General features: G+C 63.0%; 4 protein-coding genes. All 4 read right to left on the bottom strand.

The features are described from left to right. Positions 1–508 precede the first annotated feature (508 nt). The 4 genes from rsfS to yqeK all read right to left on the bottom strand — a co-directional run bounded on the left by rsfS (position 509) and on the right by yqeK (position 5,335). On the bottom strand, positions 509–868 hold the full coding sequence (gene rsfS, locus Q0K15_RS10310) for a ribosome silencing factor (protein WP_294515765.1): 360 nt from the start codon (positions 866–868) through the stop codon (positions 509–511). 21 nt (positions 869–889) lie between these two features. Continuing rightward, positions 890–2,311, bottom strand: a complete 1,422-nt coding sequence (locus Q0K15_RS10305) for an LCP family protein (protein ID WP_294515764.1) — start codon at positions 2,309–2,311, stop codon at positions 890–892. Between the two features lie 220 nt (positions 2,312–2,531). Continuing rightward, the gene (locus Q0K15_RS10300) at positions 2,532–4,121 is read right to left on the bottom strand and encodes an LCP family protein (protein WP_294515763.1); all 1,590 of its coding nucleotides are present in this window, start codon (positions 4,119–4,121) and stop codon (positions 2,532–2,534) included. Next, entirely contained in the window at positions 4,121–5,335 is a 1,215-nt protein-coding gene (gene yqeK / locus Q0K15_RS10295) for a bis(5'-nucleosyl)-tetraphosphatase (symmetrical) YqeK (RefSeq protein WP_294515762.1), read from the bottom strand. Before yqeK ends, Q0K15_RS10300 begins: the two co-directional genes overlap by 1 nt. Positions 5,336–5,761: the final 426 nt, after the last annotated feature.

Genomic DNA, 5,761 nt, shown 5'->3' with positions numbered 1-5,761 from the left:
CAACCAGCGGTTGCATCTCCACATTTCTGCCCCAAAATCGCAAAACGGGCGTCCCGGAAGCCTTTCCGGGACGCCCGCCAGCAGTTTTTTCAACCGGCCCTCAGTTGGGCTTCAGGATGTCGCTCAGATCTGCCTCGGCCGCGCGCCCCACGAAACAGGCTCCCCCTGTTCCGCGGGGACCCTGTGGGAAATTGTACTTCCTCGGCGGGAGTGAATCCCGCCTGCGGCAAGATCTTGGCCCACGGCCAAGATGCTTGTGCGCGGCTGACGCCGCGCCCGTCCTGCGGACGGGAGGACGCGGCCTTTAGTTGGGCTTCAGGATGTCGCTCAGATCTACCTCGGCCGCGCGCCCCACGAAACAGGCTCCCCCTGTTCCGCGGGGACCCTGTGGGAAATTGTACTTCCTCGGCGGGAGTGAATCCCGCCTGCGGCAAGATCTTGGCCCACGGCCAAGATGCTTGTGCGCGGCTGACGCCGCGCCCGTCCTGCGGACGGGAGGACGCGGCCTTTAGTTGGGCTTCAGGATGTCGCTCAGATCTACCTCGGCCGCGTCCTTCCACAGCCGCTCCAGATCATAGAACTTTCTTGCCTCGTCCATGAAGAGGTGGACCACCACGGAGGAGAAATCCATGAGGATCCAGGTGCCGCCCCGGTGTCCCTCGATGTGGTGGGGCAGCTCGCCGTGCTCCTTCATCACCTTCTCGCACTCATCGGCCAGGGCCTTCACCTGGGTGGTGGAGGTGGCGGTGCAGATGACGAAGTAGTCGGCCAGGGTGGTGAGGGCGCCGGTCTCCAGGACCTTGATGTCCAGGCCCTTCTTGCTGTCCAGGGCTCCGGCGATGGTCAGTGCCATTTCCTTAGACGTCATAGACGTTCTCTCCTTTTTCGATCATAAGATGGGGATGCCCTCGGGAGGGCCATCCTGACTGTCCGGCTCGGGGACAGGGGTAAGCACCGGGGTGGGTGTGGCAGCCGGCGTCTCAGACGGCTGTGCGCTGGGCTCCGCAGACGCCTCCGGCGTCTCGGACGGCTGCGCGGTACTCTCCCCACTTCCCGTATCAGGCGTAGTGCTGGGGGCGGCCGACGGCTCCGGCGACATCGTCTCCGGCGGGGTGGTGGTCTCCTCCGGTGCGGCGGTCCCATCCGGCGCCGTGGTCTCGGTCTCCACCGGCGTCTCGCTCTCGACAGGCGCCGGATTGGTACTGGGCCGGCTGGACTGGGAGTGCACCAGGGAATTGTGGGTGGTGTCCTCCATACGGCCGGTGCTGGAACCGATGGTGCCGTCGGAGTTGACATACATGATGTCCAGCTCCTTGGAGCTCAGGTCCTCCAGGTAGGGGTTGAAGCACTCGTTCACCAGATCCACCAGCTCGTCGGTGTTGGGCACCACATAGGACAGCATGCCGCCGATGCTTCGGCTCCATACCGACTTGTTGGTGCAGGGCATGGTGACGAAGTTCACGTTCTCCATATCCAGGCCGCCGAAGATGGCCTGCTGACCAAACCAGAACAGGTTCTGGACGGTGAGGTTGGTCGTGACGTTTTTATTAAAGACCTCCGCCAGCTGCTGGATCTTGGTCACGTTCTTGATCTGGAGGCACTGCTCCACCACCGCCTTCAGAAAGGCCTGCTGGGTCTTGATACGGCCCAGGTCACCGTCAGGGTAGCCGTAGCGCATATCGTTATCGTGGCGGTAGCGAATGACCCCCATGGCGGCCTCGCCGTCCAGGAGCTGATAACCCTTGTCGATGTGGATGTGGAGGTCCTGGGTGGGATCGTCATAGTTCATGTTCCGTGGCACATCAAACCACACGCCGCCGATGGCGTCCACCAGCTCGCCCACGGCGTCCCACTCCACTACCACCTGGAAGTCGGGCACAAAGCCCACCAGCTGGCTGATCTCCTTATCCAGGGCGTCGATACCGTCATCCCCGCCGCCTGCGTAATTGTAGACCGAGTTGATCTTCTTGATGTCCCAGGACACATTGACCATGGTATCCCGGGGGACGCTCATGACGTTGAGCTTCTGGTTTGGCACATCATAGGACGCCAGCATCAGCGTGTCGGTATTGCCGCCGCCGCCCGTATCGCGGCCGATGACCAGGAACGTAAAGAAATCTTCCTTCCGGCCGCTGCCGTACACGCTGGGGGTCTCGGTGTCCAGTTCACCTTCTGTCCCCTCACCCGCCGACAGCTCGGGCCGCCCACCGCTCTGGGAGATGTCCGGCTTGACGAACAGCAGCCTGGAGACCGCAAAGCCGATCACCACCAGGGCGGCCAGCACGGTGACGATGATATATACCGCCCGCATAGCCTTCTGCTTGGGTGTAAGTTTCTTGCGCGGCCTCTTTGGGGACTTCGGCTCTGTGCTGCCGGCCAGGCGGCTGCCACCCTTTTTCTGTTCTCTCTCTGAGGTCATGTGCGTCGTCCTTTCACAATGTCCCCGGTCCATGTGCCGTCAAATTGGGACTGATTTCTCGCGATTCGTCCTGTAAGATACCATAATTTCTTTGAAAATGCAACCATCTTCCTCAGGCGGCCGGCACCTCGGGCGGCGTAAAAATCGGAATCCCGATGTCACCGGGGGACGTCGCCCCGTCGGAAGGGGTCTCCGCAGGGACCTGGGAGGGGACGGAGGTCTCCCCAGGGGCGATGCTGAGGACCGGGGCCTGGGTCTCCGCAGGCGGAGCAGTGGTATCTTCCGGCGTCCCGGTCCCGGCGGGGGACTCGGTGGCCGCCGGCGGCACCGTCTCCGTGGGCGTCGCCGTTTCAGCGGGCGGTACGCTTTCCGTGGGCGTGCCGCTCTGGCTGGGCAGAGGGCTCTCCGTGGGTGTCTCCGTCTCCGCCGGCGGCTCGGTCTCGGCCGGAGGTTTCGTCTCCGCCGGCTTCAGGGAGTCGTAGTAGGCCGCATTGGCCCTGCTGTCCTTGATGGCTCCGCCGGTGGCGGCGATGGAGCCGTCGGAATTTTTATAGACGATGTTCAGGTTGGCTTTGGTCACGTCAGTGAGGTAGGGGTTGAAGTCCTCATTGACCAATTCCACGATCTCGCTGGCGTAGGGGAATACATAGGACTCGTTACGGCCGATGCTGTAACTCCAGAAATAGCCGTTGTAGTTGGCGGGCAGGGTGACGAAGCTGACGCTGTCCGTCCGCAGTCCCCCCTGGATGGCCGACTTGGCCAGCCACAGCAGGTTTGGAATGGTAAGATCGGTCTCCACGTTCTCCACGAAGATGTCCACCAGGTCGGGAATGTGGGAGACCACCGCGGGCTGGAGAAGCTTTTCGGCAATGGCCATCAGCAGGCCCTGCTGGACCTGGATACGGCCGATGTCGCCCTGGTTGTAGATGCCGGGGGCGCCGTTGTTGTTCTTGCGGAACCGGAGAACCTGCATGACCTGCTCCCCGTCCAGGTGCTGGAAGCCCTTGTTGATGTGGATGTGGAGGTCCTGGGTGGGGTCGTCGTAGTTCATGTTCACAGGGACGTCGAAGTCCACCCCGCCGATGGCGGTGGCCAGCTTGCCCACCGCCTCCCACTCCACCACGATGTGGAAGTCGGGGGCAAAGCCGATGGTGTCGGACACGGTGTCCATCAGGGCCGCCATGCCCTTCTCCCCGCCGCCGGCGTAGTTATAGACCGAGTTGATCTTCTTGATGTCCCAGGACTTGTTGACGATGGTGTCCCGGGGGATGCTCATGGCGTTGAGCTCCTGGTTCTTTACGTCGTAGGAGACCACCATGATGGTGTCGGTGTTGCCGCCGCCCCCCGTGTCACGGCCCACCAGCAGGAAGGTGTAGTAGTCCTCCTTCCGGCCCGCCGCCGCCAGGTCCGGGGCCTCGTCCCCGGTGATCTCAGGGGACTCGGTGGGCTCCGTCGGGGCGATGCTCTCCGTGGTTTTGGGGTCTGTCTTGACGGGGATTTCCGGCTTGACAAAGAGGAACCGGGACACCGCGAAAACCACCACCACCAGGGCGGCCAGGATGGTGATGATGAGATAGACCGCCCGGAGGACCTTTTGCCTGGGCGTCAGGGTCTTTTTCGGCTGTTTGGGAGACGTTTGACTCTGGTCTCCTTTTTTTGGCAGGTGCTTGCCGCCATTTCTGTTCTCTTTCTCCGGGTTCATCAGGTCCGTCCTTTCAGGAAGTCTCGCGCCTGGAGGGTATTGGTGTGTACCGGCACCCCCCGCTCCTTCATATCCTGGATGGTCAGCTCACAGCCCAGGAGCAGGGCCTTGTCGATGTCTGTGTAGGCCAGCCGCCGCAGCTCCTCCAGGCCCTCGAAGTCGGCCCGGGAGGGCTCGATGTAGTCGGCCAGATAGAGGATCTTGGAGAGGAGGTCCATGTCCGCCTTGCCGGTGGTGTGCCAGTAGATGGCGTTGCACAACTCCTCCGGCTCGCCGAACACGTGCCGGGCGATTGCGGCGCCGGTCTTGGAGTGGAGGAGCTTTACCGCCACCCGCTCCAGCTCGTCCAGCTGGATGTGGTACTGCTCGCACAGGGCCAGCTGTTCCTCCAGATCCAGGTACTTGGTGCAGTCGTGGAGGATGCCCGCCCGGCGGGCCAGGTGGGGGTCAGCGCCCCAGCGCTGGGCCAGCCGCACAGCCTCCTCCTCGCAGCCCCGGATGTGGGGGATGCGCTTGGCCTTCACCATAGAGAGAGAGGCGCAGCGGAGGTCGTCGTCATCCAGGTGCTTGAGATCGGCCTTCACGTCGTAGAGCCCGTAGCGGAGGATGTAGCCGTAGACCTGGCACCAGAGGGCGTCCCGCACCTTGGCCCGGTCGGTGTCCAGCAGAGCCCGGACCTGGGTGGAGGAGAGGTCGATGATCTGGGGCAGCTCCACCACCGCCACCCGGGCGCCGAAGCGCTCCCGGAGATAGTGGCCCTGGGTTTTCAGCAGCTCCCCTGCGTCCGACTCCCGCCGTGCAAAGGCGGCGATGCCGGCCAGGGCGGTGATCCGCTCCGGGTTCCGCCAGTTCTGAAGGGTGAGGAACATGTCCGTCCCCATGAGGAGCCACAGCTCGTCGTCCGGATAGCGCCGGCGCAGCTCCTCCAGGGTGTCCACCGTGTAGCTCTTGCCCTGACGGGAGAGCTCCAGGCCATCGGCCTGGGCCAGGCCGGGCCGCCCCATCTCCAGGCAGACGCCGTCCGCCATCAGGGCTGTCATGGCCAGCCGGTCCTCCGCCGGCACGGCCTCCGGCGGCAGCGCCTTGTGTGGCGGGATGGCCGCCGGCACGAACAGGATCTTGTCCAGCTCCAGCAGGGCCGCCGCCGCCCGGGCCGCCTCCATGTGCCCCAGGTGGGGTGGGTCAAAGGTTCCGCCATACACGCCGATCTTCATTGTGAACACTCCTCTCCCCTTGACTGTTCTTCCAGATGCCGCTGTGTGGGCTTTTTTGCGTTCGGTCTGCACGGATACTCCTTTAGACGCTGCGGACCGTAAAATCGTTTTCCGATTTTCCGAAAAAATCAGTTCTGCCGCTTGTCCTTCACCAGCACGATCCGGTCCTTCTTCTCCTTATTGTGACTTTGACGATAGAGCACGAATTTTGTCTCCCCCACAGGGCGCTGCCCTGTGGGGACCCCCTTCGTCATTTCACCTGCGCGGCGGGACTGAATCCCGCCTTGCGCCAAGCAGTCTCCGGGACTGCTTGTACGCCGCAGACGCGGCGGGGAACAAAATTCATCAGCCGCGCTTGTCCTTCACCAGCGCGATCCGGTCCTTCTTCTCCTTATTGTGACTTTGACGATAGAGCACGAATTTTGT

This window comes from uncultured Intestinimonas sp. (assembly GCF_944387245.1).
Classification (GTDB): Bacteria; Bacillota; Clostridia; order Oscillospirales; family Oscillospiraceae; genus Intestinimonas.
Note: the sequence above shows the minus strand (reverse complement) of the source record. Positions and strands in the feature narration are given on the sequence as shown.